Raw genomic sequence first — 545 nt, forward strand, 5'->3', positions numbered from 1 at the left:
CTACCTCGCTCTTTACGCTAACAATTCCATTCATTTTAGTTACTAATTCATGTACTAAAGATAGCCCAATACCAAAACCACCACTTTCAGAATTTTTTTCTGTTTGCTGAAAACGAGAAAAAATAGTTTCTAATTCGTTGTTTGCAATACCAACGCCCTCGTCGCTAACCGTAAAAATAAAATCTTTCTCTTCAATATCAGAGGTTACATAAATAGCTTTTTCCGTTTGGGTATATTTAATAGCATTTTCTAATAAGTTGAATATTATTTTTTTAAGACATTCATAATCAGACCGAATAGAAACGTCTAATTTTATATTCGATTTATAATAAAAACCCTGATTTTTTATGGCTGCTCTAGCTTCAAAAGAAAAAATAAGGGCTTCTAAAGCGCTTCTAAATGGCTTTAGTGTATTCATCGTTTTTAATTCTACACCATCTAATTTAGAGAGCGTTAAAAAATTATTCAACGAATCAATCATATGTTCACTAGTGGCAATTGTTTTTTCTGAATACGAAACAATTTTAGTGGTATTTATAATATTA

Annotated in this window: 1 protein-coding gene; it reads right to left on the reverse strand. The window is 29.7% G+C overall.

What is annotated here, in order from left to right; translation table 11 throughout:
• Positions 1 to 545 (reverse strand): sensor histidine kinase (locus tag ES044_RS18380; RefSeq protein WP_147187481.1); only part of this gene is annotated, 545 nt, incomplete at both ends.

The organism is Polaribacter sp. IC066, assembly GCF_007997085.1.
Classification (GTDB): domain Bacteria; phylum Bacteroidota; class Bacteroidia; order Flavobacteriales; family Flavobacteriaceae; genus Polaribacter.